The sequence below is a fragment of the Parabacteroides sp. B2-S-102 genome (assembly GCF_023656665.1).
In the GTDB taxonomy this organism is placed as follows: domain Bacteria; phylum Bacteroidota; class Bacteroidia; order Bacteroidales; family Tannerellaceae; genus Parabacteroides; species Parabacteroides distasonis.
The window spans coordinates 1-15,203 of sequence record NZ_JAMOKM010000036.1 but is presented as its reverse complement, the minus strand read 5'-3'; the positions used below and the strand labels follow the sequence as shown (position 1 = coordinate 15,203).

Below are 15,203 nucleotides of genomic sequence, written 5' to 3'. Positions count from 1 at the left end.
ACGTAGTTTCATCAGAACTAAAGTATATGAACTGCGAATAAGCAGAATGGAGATAAGTTGGTATGGCGGGGATATATAATATATATGTGATATGAAAATGGATGGAAATTTGCTTATAGATCTGAAGAATGGAGATGAAAAGGCTTTTGAAACTCTATTTTGGGAATATAATCAGCATGTATATCATTTTGTTTATTCGTTGCTATATGATAAATCTATGGCGGCGGATTTGACCCAAAACGTTTTTCTTAAAATCTGGGAGAAGCATGAGACTATAGATCCGGAACAAAACTTTGATGCCTATCTTTTCACCATAGCCCGTAACTTGGTTTATAAAGAGACAGAAAACCGGTTACTCTCTGAAAAACTGACGGAAAGCCTACAACGACAGCTATCAGATGTCGATTCGCTTATGGAAGAACGAATCGACGCAGAGTCTTTACGGGAATATATTAATAGCTTGATAGAAGAATTACCGCCATCACGTCGGGAGATATTCCGTTTGAGCCGTCATGAACATTTATCATATAGAGAAATAGCGGAACGCCTCTCTATCTCAGAAAAGACTGTGGAGACACAGTTGAGTAGGGCTTTGCGTTTTTTGCGAGATCGACTTTCTTCTGATGGCTTTCTTTGCCTTATAACACTCTTTTTATAGTTAATAAGCATTAAATATCTTGTGGTTTGTAGGGGTAGATAGTTTTTATCGGATATACGTATTATATTATATGATGAACAAACGTATATACATTTACATAAAATGAGACCTTTAGATCTAATCATATTACTATTAACAATTTTCCTATCAGCTTGTCAAGATAAGCAAAAGGAAATAATAACATTGTTGGTTAAAGAATGGCAGGGTAAGCAGATTCTATTTCCGGAAAATATGGTCTTTACCAGATTTGCATCTGATACAACTAATTTCGTAATCCCGACTTCGGATTACAAAGTCTTGGTTTTTGTAGACTCAATTGGTTGTACGAGTTGTAAATTGCAATTATCCCGTTGGAAAGAATTTATCCGATATACAGATTCTATCAGTCAGAAGAATATCCCTTTCTTATTTTTTTTTCAGTTTGATGATCAGTGGGAGATACATTCTTTATTAATAAGAGAGAATTTTGACAAGCCGATTTGCTTGGATCGATCAGACAGTCTAAATCAGCTCAATCATTTTCCAAAAGATATTCGGTTTCAAGTATTTTTATTAGACAAGAATAATAAAGTGGTAGTGATAGGTAATCCTGTCCATAACCCGAACGTAAAAGAATTATATTTGGAAGAAATAAGTAGGAAACAACCTGTTGCACCAATTCAGACAACCGTAAAAGTGGAAAAGGAATCACTCTTACTAGAAACTATTCCTTTAGGGAAGAGTAAAGACACTTTGTTTACGCTTGTCAATACAGGAGACCAACCTTTAGTTATTATAGATGTAACTACCACTTGTGGATGTGCTCAAACTTTGTTTGATAAACATCCAGTTCAGCCCGGTGAATCTCTTCATATTAAAGTGGGAGTGACACCTGAAAATAAGGGACTCTTTGATGAGACAATCACGGTAAAATGTAATACAAATCAATTAATTAAACTCAATATACGGGGAAATACGATTTGATAAAGTCAAATTATAAAAGGGAAACTTGCCTGATATATTAGAAGCTATCACAGCAAGTTATTCGCTCCAAAATATTATCAGAAAGGAGGTGATGTGAAAGTCTAAAATTTATTTAAATGTAAAAAAAGATACAGAGGATATCTTATTCTAACTAAAGAGGATTAGGCAAAATATAAAGATCTTATAAATAATTATATTATGAGCGTTATGAAGAAATTAAGAATTATTCTTATTGTTATTGTTTTCTGTTTGGTGATGATTAATATTCTAAAAAATAATATTGATCCTTCTTTGTCTGGATTAGCGTTAAGCAATATAGAAGCTCTTGCGGGTGAAGAATGTACTACTCATTGGAGTTGCTGGTTGAACTTAGATACAAGAGCTTGTTGTAATAGTGGGTCTATCGGTTGTGCTCCATGTGATTAATTTTATGGTTCTATAACGTTTTTGTAGTGAAATATGTAATAAAATAACTTTGTTTTTATCTATATAATTCGTTGTAGAACCTAATTATTACGATTGAAACTTATCTCAAATACTTATAAAATGAAAAGATATTATTTGCTAATAATATTATCAAGCTTAATTGCTCTTTTGTCTTGTGAAAAAATAAATTATATGTATTACTTGGAAAAGGATAGTAATATGACATTTGATTTGAATTATGATGTAGAACCATATATTAAAGCTCTATTTCCTTATACAGATAAAGATGGACATCAATATATTAGTTTTCAAAATGGTTTCAAAAATCAGATTGTTTTTTATGATATACAGACAAAAGAAATGGCCTTCAAAATAGATCTTGATATAGAGGGAGATAATGGAGTTGGTTTTTTCTTAGGGTATTATATTGACAGTCTAGATAGTATTTATCTGACGAGTTTACAGCTCCCGGAAATATATAGTGTAAATAAAGAGGGGAAAATAAATAAAAAAATTTATTATGGAAAATCAAAAGATGGAAATGTTTTAAACGCATGTAACTCTTTGTCGTTTAGTTATCACCCTATACTTAAATTTAATAATAATCTTTTTGTATTGTCGGAGTGTAATCGATGGAAATATCCCAACCCTGTATCTGCAATGATTGATCTAAATACAGGGAATGTACAAGAACTTCCATTTGAATATCCCCGATTTAGTGGTGCAGATAATAAAAAAAAGAATGCTGGTGTAGAATTGTATTTTAGTAGATGTTTTAATGGTGATAAATTTATCTATTCTTTTTTCTATGAAGAAGATATATTTATAACTTCTATAGATCACAATATTGTTGAAAGAGTGAATGTAAAAAGTAATTATATTGATAGGGTTGTGATGCCGAATGATTATAATGAAACATTAAAATCTATGTGTGAAAATCCAAATTATGGTAACTTATTATATGATAAATACCGTGATGTGTATTATAGAGTTTGCTATTTGAAAACAGAGATAGATAATAGAGAAAACTATATGGAATTGTGGGATTTTGGAAGAAAGATATTTTCTATTATAATTCTAGATAAAAACTTTAATATAATAGGTGAGACTGTTTTTCCTGAATATACATATAATCCAAATCTGATGTATATTGATGAAAAAGGATTGTATATTTCTGAAAATCATTATAAAAATCCAAATTATGATGATGATAAACTGATATTTAGACTATTTAGGCTATGTAAAAGCAAAGAGAAGTATAATGATTCAGCTGTTTGAAAAGAATAATATGAAGAAATATATATTAATTATAATTTTTATTTTTATACACTTTGCCTCTTGTCAACAGAACGAAATAGATCCCAAAGAGTACTTTCTACAAGTCGTTAATATAAAAGCAAATCAACTCAATGCGGATACTTATAAGTTAAGTTCGTTTGGGAGGATGATGCTATTTGAGAGTGAGAAATGTCTAATCAAAGAGAATTATTTAGGTGATTCTCTTTTGGATAAAATATATTATACAAAAGACAGTATTCTATCTTTTTCCCAAACAGGAGAAGGCCCAGATGAAAACATCATGCCTCGTTTGATGCAAAAGAAAGATAAATCAAATGTGATTATATTGGATATACAAAAGAAACAAATTATAACCAAAAGTTTATCTAAAAGTATTTCTTCTATTGTGAATTTGGAATATATGTTTCTCTCTGCTATTCAAACAAAGCATGGGTATGTCGTTTCTGGACTCCTTGATAAAGAGGAAACAAATACTAAGAGATATGCTTTGTTTGATTGTGCAGGTAAATATGTGAAGTCTTTTGGCGATTTTCCAAATGATGGGAACGATAGTGGAGGTAAAAGTAAAACATTTGCCTATCAAGGCTATATGGTTTATAATTCAGTATTAGATAGATTGGCTACGGTTGCGGCCTCTGGCGCTATCTTTGAACTATATCAGATAGATACGATTCCAATGCTCATAAAACGTTATCACGATATTTATCCTATATACATTGATGATAGTAGATCTGGCAGGAACGGCATAAAGCATGGCAAAGAGAATGTAATCGGTTATACGGATATATATGCGACTGATCGTTATATTTATACTTTATATTCAGGGAAAAAGTTGAATCAGCATACTAATACAAGAATGTTAGATACTATGTTAAGTAATGACATTTTAGTATATGATTGGAGTGGAAAATGTATTTGTCGATTAGTTACTGATATAAAACTATTCAATATTTGTGTGACAAACGATGATAAAGAACTAATAGCCTTGGGCTGGGATGATGATTATCATCTGTATTCTTTTGATCTATCAAAGGTTACATTTACATGGTAGTAAAAAAGCATTTTAGCTATGATAGTAAGATACTTTTTTTTCTTTATTATTTTAACTTTTTATGCTTGTTCTTCGAATGAAAATGTTCTATTGGAATTAGCGTTGGATAACTCCGGAGAAAATAGATCGGAGTTAGAAGCTGTTCTAGATCATTATAAGGATAATCAGAAGAAACAGGAAGCTGCCCGCTTTCTAATAAGTAATATGATAGGGAAGCAAGTATTAGATAGTAACTCGGTGAAAGGAAACCATGTGTATTTCGATGCTTTCGCTAATTATAGAGAGACATACGGTTCCTTTTTATATGATATCCAATACGCTATATATGATAGTATAAACAAATTGTATTCTTATACAAAAGTAAATCCTCGCTTTTTATCTGATTTGAAAGAATTGTCTTCTGATTATCTTATACATCATATAGATCAGTGTTTTCAAAATAAAGAGCGATATCCTTGGTGTAAGAATATGGACTGGGATATTTTCTTTGATTATGTACTCCCTTACACTACAGATAATTGTCATTGGGAACATGCTGGGAGTTATTTTGATCGAAAATATGCTTCACTACGAGATTCTATGTATATGTGTTCGTATGAAGAAATTGGTAAAGCTATATCGGATGAGGTAGAGCAGGGCTTTCTCAATGAATGGATAATCTTTACCGGTAAATATCAAGGATTGCGCCCTATGACTTTCCAAAATATAGTAGCCACTCAAATGGGAACTTGTTTAGAAAAGTCTACATATAAAATTGCTGCATTGAGGGCGAATGGTATACCTGCTGCATTAAATATGGTTCCCTGTTGGGGAAATTCACAATATCCTCATTCATGGGTCGAGATTATAGGGAGTAAGCAATTCGGCATGATATATGATAATACACAAAGACCTTTCCTTACTAAGGATGACATTAAGATAGACGGGATGTTTTGGAGAGATGTCTATCAATCTAAAATTGATATGTTTCCGTCGACTATTACTATTCAATATTGTAGGACTGCTCCTAAAGTCTATAGGTATAACTATCGGATACAACCCCACTCGCTCGCTATCTTGTCTAAAGAAGAAATACCTCCTTTATTCAAAAATCCGGGGATTCAAGATATCACGGACCAGTATGTCGTATGCGAAGATATAGAGGTACCACTTTGGAATGAGAAACATCCCAAAGAATATGTCTATTTATGTTGCTATGATATTATTGGTTGGAATCCAGTGTGTTGGGGGCGACCGGAAGGTTCCAAGGTACGTTTTCCTAAAATGGGGGTTAACATGCTCTATCTTCCCGCTTATTATAATGATGGAGAGATACGACCTGCTGGAGATGCGTTTATTCTGACTCGTGAAGGTAAATTACGTAAGTTATTACCAGATTTTGAAAAAGCGGAAAGTTCTGCTACATTCTATTCAAAAGTTCCATATAGAATGAATACGGCGCTTCAAGCCGCAGGAACGATAGGAACCCGCTTTTATGTTTGTAACAAGAAAGATCTTTCGGATCGTTCTTTGATATATTCTATTGAAAATCCTCCCTTTTATGTGGATAGTTTCCGTATATCTGTTTCCCAAAAATATCGTTATTTGATCTGTGATTTTCAAGAAACACAGCCATTGGGCTATTTTTACGCTATAGCGGAAATAAAAGTATTTGGAGGCGATGGCCAGCAGTTTTCCGGAGAGTGGGGTGGAAATGAAGGGACTAAAGGACATGGTCTCGATTTGGTGACAGATCAGGACCGAGTGTCTTATTATCAACCAGATCAATTTCAAAAAGATCAATTTGTTGTTCTAGATCTAGGCGAACCTAAACAGATAGCGAAGGTGGAATTTTATCCGAGGAATGATGATAATAAGATCGTAACGGGAGAATTATATGAACTCTTCTATTGGGACAAAAAGTGGATATCATTAGGTAAACAGTATGCCGAAGACAATAAATTAATTTATCAAAATATTCCACGGGAATCTATTTTTCGTATTCATAACCATACACGAGGAAAAGAACATCGCCCGTTTACTTATGAAGGCGGAAAACAAGTGTGGTATTAATTTGTGTTAAATCAAGGCTTTCTTGATTTTTCCGTGTAAGGGTAAAGTTCTTTTTCGGGATATACTTATTACACGATGAGAAAAATGCATACACATATCGAATTATTGGATCGCTTCATGAGTGGTAAGACTTCACCGGAAGAAGAGCGAACTCTTTTGGCGTGGTTTAGAGATCCCGATCATAAGGAAGAGATCATGGCTTTTTATAAGTCTAGATGGGAAGAATCTTCCGGGAAAAAGCTTCCTCCTAAGCTACAAGGACAGATGTTTTGTGAGATTAAAAAGCGGATGAGACAAGAGAAAAAAACTCTGGAGATAAAGAAGAAACCGCATACCTTATGGAAGTGGCTTTCTTATGCGGCGGTGGCTTTAATATGTATAGGCCTTGGAATTGGCTCCCATTGGTATAATATGAGACAGGTCCCACCACCTGATCCATTGGATTATGTGGTGTTGGCAGATAATGGGCAACGTGCTAGCGTGGTTCTTCCTGATGGGACGAAAGTATGGTTAAATTCGCATACTAAACTTAATTATAAGAGTGATTATGGCGTGAAAGAAAGATCAGTTTCTTTATCTGGTGAGGCTTATTTTGAAGTTTCGAAAGATACATTGCGCCGTTTCTTGGTAAATGCGGGGGATATGGAAGTCGAGGCGCTAGGCACAGCTTTTAATGTGAAGGCGTATGAGGAAGATGACGAGGTGGTTACGACCTTGTTTGAAGGCAGTGTACGAACAGCGGTTGGAAAAGAGTTTGTGATTCTGTCTCCGGATGAGAGTGCGGTTTTTAATAAGTCTAGTCATATATTATCTGTTAATCACCCGACAAATGCTTCTTATGCCCGTCTTTGGCGTACGAATGAACTGGCCTTCTCTGGCGAGTCGTTGGAGGAGATCGTGGTATTGTTGAATCGAATGTATAATGTTGAAGTTCGTTTTTTGTCCAATAAGATTAAAGGCTACAGTTTCTCGGGGGTGATCCGGAATAATAGTCTGGATAATGTATTTGAAATAATAAGCCTTACGGCTCCGATTACGTATGTGTCGGTAGGTGATACTATTTATTTAAATGAGAAATAGAAAGTTGAGTGTTAACCTAATAAAGAAGAAGCCTATGAGATGAGCTAGATGATTGTAGTAAAAAAAGAAGAAAGGCAAGGCCCTTCTTCCTCTTAAGCAAAATCACTTGTATATAATATCTTCAAGGAAATAACTAGCCGGTTATAAATAAGATAGAATATGTAAATGATTTGCTTGTAAAGTTACCTGTTTAAAATCTATGTATTATTAAAAAATTTTTAAAAATGAGTAATTTCAAGCACTCTTTTTTCCGGACACTTTTGTATGCCCAATTATTGTCGGGCTTTTCCGGAGTTGCGATTGCCGCCCAGATATCGTTGTCGGTAAAGGATAGACCGATGCGGGAGGTTATTAAAGAATTAGAGGAAACGACTGAATATCGTTTTTTCTATAATGATGGGATCAAAGGTCTGAATTCTCCGATCTCTGTTGACGTGGAAGATGCGGATATTAATGCTGTAATGGATGCGATAGCAAAGCAAGCGAATGTGGCTTATGTATTGAAATCGGGTCATCAGATCGTTTTATCATCGGTAAAAACTGTTCAGCAACAAGGTAATAAGAAAGTTACCGGTACGATTACAGACCCGAAAGGGGAACCAATCATCGGGGCGAATGTGGTCGTGAAAGGATCTACCAATGGTACCATCACGGATATAGATGGTCATTTCTCTATTGAGGTAACTCCGAATGCGATACTTCAGGTTTCTTATATTGGTTATGTGGCTCAAGATGTTCCGGTAGGCAATAAAGATAATTTGGTTATATCTATTCATGAGGACACGCAGAAGCTGGATGAGGTAGTCGTGGTGGGTTATGGTTCCCAGAAAAAAGTGAATTTGACTGGTGCGGTAGAGCAAGTGACTAGTGATGTATTCGAGGGGCGTCCTACGGCTAACGCTACTCAGATGTTAGAAGGAGTTGTCCCGAACTTGAATATTTCCTTGTCTGATGGTAAACCGGGGCGTACGGCGGATTTTAACGTACGTGGTGCCGGTTCTATCAATGGGGGTAGTGCTTTGGTGTTGATTGATGGTGTGGAAGGAGACCCTTCTATGTTAAATCCGAATGATATTGAGAGTATTTCCGTATTGAAGGATGCTGCCGCTTCCGCTATTTATGGCGCACGTGCTCCATTTGGCGTGGTTTTGATCACGACGAAGAACGCTACGGAAGGTAAGCCGAAGGTGACATGGTCTTCTAGCTATTCATTACAATCACCACAGAATGTGCCGGATGTAGTTTCCGATGGTTATATTTGGGCAAAGCATTTTTATGACGCTTATTTTAATTACAATCAAGCGAATCCTTCTGGTATCAACAAGACACAGCAATTTTCCGTGGCTTGGCTGGACGAGTATAAGCGCCGTCATGAGACGGGCGATTTCGGGACGGTGATCTCTGATGGCTCTATCGGTACAAAAGGCCGTTATGTATATTATCCGGAAGGAACCGACTATTATGATCTGATGTATAAGAAGAGTGTCTTTGCGCAGAATCAAAATCTTTCCATCTCGGGTTCCGACGGGAAGTTTGATTATTATTTGTCAGGACGTTTCTATAGTTACGATGGACTTTTCGATAGCGATGAGCAAACGGATAAGTTCAAGACCTATAATATGCGCTTCAAAGGAGGTTATCAGTTAACTCCTTGGTTGAAGATCAACAATAACTTTGAGTTTTCCCATAATAAATACTACAATCCGATTACCTATTCGGAAGGTTCTGGTGTGGTATGGAGAAATATCGCGGACGAGGGACACCCGTCATCGCCACTGTTCAACCCTGATGGTACGATGACTTATTCTGCCGTCTATACCGTAGGCGATTTGCTTTATGGACGTAGCGGTATTACGACAAAGAACTCCAACTTGAAGAATACTACGACATTCAATGCGAAGTTCTTGGGTGACCGTTTGCGTGTGAATGGTGATTTTACTTATCAACAGAAGACGCAAGAGAAGACTAAGAAACAGGTGCGTTCGCCATATGCGCGGTCGGCCGATGCGAATGGCGAAAGTAAGATCGAATATATCACGGGTACTTACTCCAACTTGGCGGAGACAACTGATCATACGAACTATCTAGCAACGAACCTTTTTGCGGAGTTTGAGGAAACCTTTGCCGAGAAACATTATTTTAAGGCTATGGCTGGATGGAATTACGAGAAATCTAGCTTCAAACGTATCTATGCTTATAATGATGACCTGTTGACGGATGACGTGGACAACATGAATCTGGTGATGGGTACTGATAACCGGAGCATTACCTCACAATGGAAGGCTTATCAGTTTGGCGGCGCTTTCTTCCGTTTGAATTATGCCTTTGACGATCGCTACCTATTGGAGGTAAACGGACGTTACGATGGTTCCTCCCGCTTCCCGAGTGATGAGCGTTGGGCTTTCTTCCCCTCGGCTTCCGTGGGTTGGCGAATCTCGCAAGAACCTTGGTGGAATGTTAAGTCCGAACATATCTCTAACGCTAAGGTCCGGTTTTCTTGGGGCTCTTTGGGCAATGCGGCCGGATTGAGTAATTATCAGTATATCCAGACATTGGGTATCAGCAAGTCTGATTATATTCTTGACGGTTTGCGGCAGAATTATATGTCATCTCCGGCGGCTCTTCCCGGCAACTTGACGTGGGAAACCGCCACGACGTATGATATCGGAGTGGATTTGGGATTCTTCGACAATCGTTTGACCGTGAGCGGAGATTATTATATCCGTAAAACAACCGACATGATCGTGAATGGCCCGACCGTACCGGATGTGTTCGGTGCTTCCTCGCCGAAAGGTAATTATGCGGATATGTCTACCTATGGTTATGAGTTGTCTTTGGAATGGAAAGATGGATTTGATTTAGCTGGTAAGCGGTTTAATTATAGTATCAAGGGAACATTGGCGGATTACTATTCAGTGATCGACAAGTTTAATAACGCGAATATGTCATTGAGCGAGTACGCAAATCAGTCGCTCGACAAGAATTATTACGAGGGAATGCGTATCGGTGAGATTTGGGGGTTTGTATCCAATGGCTTGTGGCAGGATCAAGCTGGCATCGATGCGGCTGAGGCCGCTGCGAAAGCTGCGGGGCAATCCTATTATAACCCACTTATGCAAACATCGAAAACCTATAAGTTGTATCCGGGCGATATTAAGTTCGAAGACTTGAATGGCAACGGCTATATTGACCGCGGACAGAATACGGTAGATGATCCGGGCGACCGTAAGATCATTGGTAACGAGGAACCTCGTTATATTTATAGTTTTACGCTCTCTGCCGATTGGAACAATATCTGGGTAAGTGCTTTCTTCCAAGGGGTGGGTAAGCAAGATTGGTATCCGTCTAATGAAGCCTCTACGTTCTGGGGGCAGTACAATCGTCCGTATAATCAGATGCCCTCTTGGCATGTGGACAACTATTGGACTCCAGAGAATCCGGATGCTTTCTTGCCTCGTTACACGGGTTACTATGCGCCTTTCTATGGAGGTCATAAGAACGCCAACACGCGCTATTTGATGAATGCGGCCTATCTACGCTTGAAGAACATACAGGTTGGCTATAATTTGCCATCAGAATGGATTAAGAAGTTGCATTTGACAAATGTAGGAATTTATCTTTCCGGGGAAAATCTCTTTACATGGTCTCCGCTTTACAAGTATTCCAAGGATGTCAATGTATCGAATATCGGTGAATCGGATAAGGACTTGACTTCCAGCAACAGTGGTGATGGATATAATTACCCGATGATGAAGTCGTTCAGCATCGGCCTGAATGTTACATTTTAAAGAATAGGAGATTATACGAAATGAAAAAGAATATATTATTAAGCGGTCTGGTGGCACTTTTGGCTATATTTTCGGGGTGCGAGATGAATGAGGAACCAAAGTCGGAGGCTTCTGTGGATATGGTGTTTAGCTCCGAGAATGGTTTGAAGACGTATACGTACTCATTTTACAATGTCTTGCCTTCCCGAGGAAGCGCTTTCCGGCGTGATGCTACGGCTGATTATGGGGTGAAAAATTCCTTGGGTGGTATGGAGGTTGGCGCTTATACTACGAATAGCGCGACGAGTTGGTCATGGTCCGCTCTTCGTAATATAAATTTCTTTTTGGAGAATAACGTGAATGAGTCACTAAGCACAACTATCCGTGACAATTACAATGGTATCGCACGCTTGTTCCGTGCTCGCTTCTATTTTGATAAATTGGTACAATATGGCGAGGTACCTTGGATTGATAAGGTATTTAACGAGGCTGAAGACCCGGATCTTTATAACCCGCGTGATACACGTGATGTGATTATCGGGCATATCTTGGAGGATTTGGATTATGCGTATACGAATATATTGGAAGAGGATGTCACGCATAATTCAACGATCGTAAATAAATGGACAGCTGCCGCTTTCAAATCTCGTGTTTGCTTGTTTGAGGCTGCTTGGCGTAAATACCATGCCGCTGACCAATTGGATATCGCTCGTACGGGATGTACGGAATATTCGGCCAAAGATTTATATAGACTAGCGGCTGAGGCGGCTAAGGAAGTTATGGATAACGGACCGTACAAACTTTATACTTCGGGTGCTTATAGCGATGGCCGTGGAGCGTATCGCGAGCTTTTCATTGCCGATAAGGCCGTTACCACGGAGGTAATGATGGCTATCGAGACTGACAAGGTGTTAGGACTGGGTGAGCAGAATTGGTGGTATAATTCCTCTACTTACGGACCGCACTTATGCATGAGCCGTAAATTTATGCTGTCATACCTGAATGCGGATGGTACGCCTTATGTCGAGAAAAAAGCGGATGGAAGCTATAAGAATTTCGTGGAGGAGACAACAGGACGTGATACCCGCTTGAACCAGACGATCCGGGGAGCGGATTATACCCGTAAGAATGCTTCTGGTGTTTATGAGCCGACCGCGGCTAATTTTACGGGACATACATTGACGGGATATCAGTTTACGAAGTTTGCCATGGATGACGTGGCTTACGATGATGCGGCTACGAATGATAATGACATTCCTATCATGCGCTATGCTGAGGTTTTGTTGAACTATGCTGAGGCTAAGGCTGAATTAGGCGAACTGACTGATGCGGATTGGGCGGCTACGATAGGTGCGCTTCGTTCTCGTGCGGGAATTACGGGAGGCACACCACAGACAGGTACATTGACAACCCGTCCGTCATCCGCAGAGCCTTATATCGCTTCTTATTACCCGACGATCTCTGATCCTTCCTTGTTGGAGATCCGTCGTGAGCGTGGTATTGAACTTTGTCTGGAAGGTTTGCGCCTAAATGATTTGAAACGTTGGAATTGTTGCGATCTTTGGGTGAACGATCCTTGGGAAGGTATCTTTATCCCATCACTTAACCAACCGTTGGATGTGAATGGCGATGGTAATTATGATGCCTATTTCTATGATACGGATAAGATCGCTGATGAGAAGTATGCTGCGATTGGTGTCTATGTGGGTACAAATAAGAGTAATGTGCTTAACGTGAAGCCGGTTCAAGGAGGTTATTTGATGGAGTATAATTACGCCGGACGTAGCTGGCCGGCTCGTCAGTACTTATATCCGATACCGGAGGTAGTAATTCAGTTCAATACGAATCTAAGCCAGAATCCGGGCTGGTAATCAAGGGGGTATCATGAGAAACTTAATTATAGTGTTTATCTCTTTATTTACTTTCTGCATAGGGATATCCGGACAACAGAAGTGTAAACTGAACGTGGGTAGTTTTAATCTGCGGTATGATAATGAGGGGGATAAGGATGATTCATGGGTACACCGCAAAGACATGGCGGTATCTTTGGTTCATTTCCATGATTTTGATGTCTTTGGGATTCAAGAAGGGTTGATTCACCAAGTGAAGGATTTGGTGAAAGATGATACGTATACGTTTGTCGGTGTAGGCCGGGATGACGGAAAAGAGGCAGGGGAACATGCCGCGGTCTTATTTAAGAAAGATCGGTTTAAATTATTGGACTCGGGAAATTACTGGCTGTCGGAGACACAGGATAAGCCTTCTTTTGGCTGGGATGCGCAATGCCGGAGGGTTTGTTCTTGGGCGAAGTTGAAGGATAAGGTTTCGGGAAAGGAATTTTATTTCTTCAGCGTTCATTTTGACCATATCGGTAAGGTGGCACGTCATGAGTCTGCTTTGATAATGTTGGCTAATATTAAAAAGATAGCGGGGGATTCCCCTGCTATCTGTGTAGGTGATTTCAATGGTACGCCGGATTCTGAGCCTATACAAATACTGAAATCCGATGGTTTACTGTTGGATTCACGGGAAATCTCAAAAACACCACCCTATGGAACGGTAGGAACGACAAATCAATTTAATTTGAATGCTCCGATGAAGAATCGAATTGACTACATTTTCGTTACCAAGAATATTCACGTGAATAAATATGGTACGTTGAATGAGTTCCAATACGGTCATTACCCTTCAGACCATTTCCCGATTATGATTGAGGCTGAATTTTGAGTTTAAGGATTAGGATGTTAAAAATAATTATAAAGGTATGAAGAAGCTAATTTATTCTTTCTTATTTCTCCTTTGCTCCGTGTTTGCGTTGCAGGCGGAGTCTATGGTAGTTGCCACTTATAATTTGCGTAACGCGAATGCGGGTGACTCGACGAATGGTAATGGCTGGGGGCAACGGTATCCGTATATCGCCCAGTTGATTCAGTTTCACGGTTTTGATATTTTCGGAACTCAAGAAGGCAAGTACCAGCAATTGCAAGACCTTAAAAATGCGATGCCCGGTTATGATTATATCGGGGTAGGGCGTGATGATGGTAAACAAGCCGGGGAACACTCTGCCATATTTTATCGTAAGGAGAAGTTTGAGGTACTGGATCATGGGGACTTTTGGTTGTCTACGATAACCGATCGCCCCAATAAGGGATGGGATGCCGTTCTTCCCCGTATTTGCACATGGGGTAAATTTCGGGATAAACAAACCGGCTTTACTTTCTTGTTCTTTAACTTACATATGGATCATATTGGCGTACAGGCCCGTGCGGAAAGCGCGAAACTTATCCTTAAGAAGTTGAAAGAATTTCCGGAGAAGCTACCGGCGATTCTGACAGGTGATTTTAATGTGGATCAACATAATGAATCCTACTTATTACTGGACAATTCCGGTATTATGCGGGATTCTTATCAGATAGCGGATTTCCGGTATGTACCCAACGGCACGTTTAATGCCTTCCATGCGGATCGCAAAACAGACAGTCGTATCGATCATTTATTCCTTACGAAAGAGTTTGATGTGAAAAAATATGGTGTCTTGACGGATACATATCGTTCGGAAGCGAAAGATGCGAAGAATGAGCAAAATGCGAATTTTCCGAAGGAGGTCTCCATGCAAAAACATGTAGCTCGTGTTCCATCTGATCATTTCCCTGTGATGATTGTAGTAGAAGTAAAATAATTCAAACATAAGATTCATGGTAAAAGGGAAGTGTCGTGAGATATTTCCCTTTTTATTTGCTGGGGAGTAAAAGGGAAGATGATCTTATATGAAAAGAATGATAAAATAATCAATCAAATAATAATTTTCCTACTTTTGCGTCACAGGAGATTTGTGGAAAGGCAGGATTAATTTCTTGTAAAATATCCTTCTGAGATCTATTTCAACTGAGTCTCGGCAAGACTATGG

11 protein-coding genes are annotated in these 15,203 nt (G+C 38.7%); all 11 read left to right on the top strand.

What is annotated here, in order from left to right; genetic code table 11:
• The first annotated feature begins 91 nt into the window (after positions 1-91).
• The 11 genes from NBH07_RS22100 (at position 92) to NBH07_RS22050 (ending at position 14,975) form a co-directional block, all read left to right on the top strand.
• Positions 92-658, top strand: a complete 567-nt coding sequence (locus NBH07_RS22100) for an RNA polymerase sigma factor (RefSeq protein ID WP_005863561.1) — start codon at positions 92-94, stop codon at positions 656-658.
• Positions 659-760: 102 nt separating this feature from the next.
• Positions 761-1,621, top strand: coding sequence for a DUF1573 domain-containing protein (locus tag NBH07_RS22095; protein ID WP_009016740.1), 861 nt, complete (start codon positions 761-763; stop codon positions 1,619-1,621).
• Positions 1,622-1,828: 207 nt separating this feature from the next.
• On the top strand, positions 1,829-2,047 hold the full coding sequence (locus NBH07_RS22090; protein ID WP_157257407.1) for an NVEALA domain-containing protein: 219 nt from the start codon (positions 1,829-1,831) through the stop codon (positions 2,045-2,047).
• 120 nt (positions 2,048-2,167) lie between these two features.
• On the top strand, positions 2,168-3,325 hold the full coding sequence (locus NBH07_RS22085; RefSeq protein ID WP_083785411.1) for a DUF4221 family protein: 1,158 nt from the start codon (positions 2,168-2,170) through the stop codon (positions 3,323-3,325).
• The gene (locus tag NBH07_RS22080; RefSeq protein WP_005863554.1) at positions 3,309-4,397 is read left to right on the top strand and encodes a BF3164 family lipoprotein; all 1,089 of its coding nucleotides are present in this window, start codon (positions 3,309-3,311) and stop codon (positions 4,395-4,397) included. The genes NBH07_RS22085 and NBH07_RS22080 overlap by 17 nt, the downstream gene beginning before the upstream one ends.
• Before the next feature lie 18 nt (positions 4,398-4,415).
• Positions 4,416-6,449 carry a transglutaminase domain-containing protein gene (locus NBH07_RS22075; protein WP_005863552.1) on the top strand — a complete coding sequence of 678 codons (2,034 nt, stop codon included), beginning with the start codon at positions 4,416-4,418 and terminating at the stop codon, positions 6,447-6,449.
• Between the two features lie 75 nt (positions 6,450-6,524).
• The gene (locus tag NBH07_RS22070; protein WP_008777720.1) at positions 6,525-7,529 is read left to right on the top strand and encodes a FecR family protein; all 1,005 of its coding nucleotides are present in this window, start codon (positions 6,525-6,527) and stop codon (positions 7,527-7,529) included.
• Positions 7,530-7,753: 224 nt separating this feature from the next.
• Positions 7,754-11,317, top strand: coding sequence for a SusC/RagA family TonB-linked outer membrane protein (locus NBH07_RS22065; protein WP_005863548.1), 3,564 nt, complete (start codon positions 7,754-7,756; stop codon positions 11,315-11,317).
• 20 nt (positions 11,318-11,337) lie between these two features.
• Positions 11,338-13,167, top strand: coding sequence for a RagB/SusD family nutrient uptake outer membrane protein (locus NBH07_RS22060; protein WP_009016737.1), 1,830 nt, complete (start codon positions 11,338-11,340; stop codon positions 13,165-13,167).
• Between the two features lie 13 nt (positions 13,168-13,180).
• The gene (locus tag NBH07_RS22055) at positions 13,181-14,023 is read left to right on the top strand and encodes an endonuclease/exonuclease/phosphatase family protein (RefSeq protein ID WP_009016736.1); all 843 of its coding nucleotides are present in this window, start codon (positions 13,181-13,183) and stop codon (positions 14,021-14,023) included.
• A gap of 37 nt (positions 14,024-14,060) precedes the next feature.
• On the top strand, positions 14,061-14,975 hold the full coding sequence (locus NBH07_RS22050) for an endonuclease/exonuclease/phosphatase family protein (protein ID WP_009016735.1): 915 nt from the start codon (positions 14,061-14,063) through the stop codon (positions 14,973-14,975).
• Positions 14,976-15,203 lie beyond the last annotated feature (228 nt).

Excerpts from the sequence above, each read along its gene's own strand:
- NBH07_RS22085 (WP_083785411.1), top strand. The coding sequence starts at position 2,168 with ATGAAAAGATATTATTTGCTAATAATATTATCAAGCTTAATTGCTCTT.
- NBH07_RS22060 (WP_009016737.1), top strand. The coding sequence starts at position 11,338 with ATGAAAAAGAATATATTATTAAGCGGTCTGGTGGCACTTTTGGCTATA.
- NBH07_RS22050 (WP_009016735.1), top strand. The coding sequence starts at position 14,061 with ATGAAGAAGCTAATTTATTCTTTCTTATTTCTCCTTTGCTCCGTGTTT.
- NBH07_RS22100 (WP_005863561.1), top strand. The coding sequence starts at position 92 with ATGAAAATGGATGGAAATTTGCTTATAGATCTGAAGAATGGAGATGAA.
- NBH07_RS22065 (WP_005863548.1), top strand. The coding sequence starts at position 7,754 with ATGAGTAATTTCAAGCACTCTTTTTTCCGGACACTTTTGTATGCCCAA.
- NBH07_RS22095 (WP_009016740.1), top strand. The coding sequence starts at position 761 with ATGAGACCTTTAGATCTAATCATATTACTATTAACAATTTTCCTATCA.
- NBH07_RS22055 (WP_009016736.1), top strand. The coding sequence starts at position 13,181 with ATGAGAAACTTAATTATAGTGTTTATCTCTTTATTTACTTTCTGCATA.
- NBH07_RS22070 (WP_008777720.1), top strand. The coding sequence starts at position 6,525 with ATGAGAAAAATGCATACACATATCGAATTATTGGATCGCTTCATGAGT.
- NBH07_RS22090 (WP_157257407.1), top strand. The coding sequence starts at position 1,829 with ATGAAGAAATTAAGAATTATTCTTATTGTTATTGTTTTCTGTTTGGTG.
- NBH07_RS22080 (WP_005863554.1), top strand. The coding sequence starts at position 3,309 with ATGATTCAGCTGTTTGAAAAGAATAATATGAAGAAATATATATTAATT.
- NBH07_RS22075 (WP_005863552.1), top strand. The coding sequence starts at position 4,416 with ATGATAGTAAGATACTTTTTTTTCTTTATTATTTTAACTTTTTATGCT.